The organism is Methylibium sp. T29 (assembly GCF_000576205.1).
In the GTDB taxonomy this organism is placed as follows: domain Bacteria; phylum Pseudomonadota; class Gammaproteobacteria; order Burkholderiales; family Burkholderiaceae_C; genus Methylibium; species Methylibium petroleiphilum.
The window spans coordinates 1-522 of record NZ_AZND01000605.1 but is presented as its reverse complement, the minus strand read 5'-3'; the positions used below and the strand labels follow the sequence as shown (position 1 = coordinate 522).

Here is a 522-nt window from a genome sequence, read left to right as displayed (position 1 = left end):
CCCCGCCGACTGGCTGGCCGCACGGCTGGCCACCGCGGCCGGCGACGCCGCACCGGGCGAGACGTCGGCGGCGGCGCTCAAGCCGCGCATCGCCGCCTTCCAGTCCACCCAGGGTCTGGCACCGGATGGTCTGGCCGGGCCGATCACACTGATGCAGCTCAACCGCGCCACCGGCGTGGACGAGCCCCGCCTGCAGACCGAGTGACGTACCGATGTCCTACATCCTCGAAGCCCTCCGCAAGGCCGACGCCGAACGCGATCGCGAACGCGGCGCGTTGCCCGACCTGCATGCGCAGCCGGTGCCGCCCGATTCGGCCGCGATGGCGGCCGGCTCGCCTTCGCGTCCCCGACCCTGGCTGTGGATCATCGTCGGTGCCTCGGTGGGCCTGATCGGCCCGCTGCTGTGGCTGCTGCTCGGTCGCGACACCACGAAGGAGGCCGTGGTGACACCGCCGCCACCGGTCGAGACGGCCGCACCGCCGGTGGCGACGGCGCCCGCGGTGGCTCCGGCTCCCGAGGTGG

Annotated in this window: 2 pseudogenes; both read left to right on the top strand. The window is 74.5% G+C overall.

The window, feature by feature from the left end:
- Nucleotides 1-205, top strand: a pseudogene (locus x551_RS23090) (peptidoglycan-binding protein); the annotation flags it as partial.
- Nucleotides 206-212: 7 nt separating this feature from the next.
- Nucleotides 213-522 (top strand): annotated as a pseudogene (locus x551_RS26170) (hypothetical protein); the annotation flags it as partial.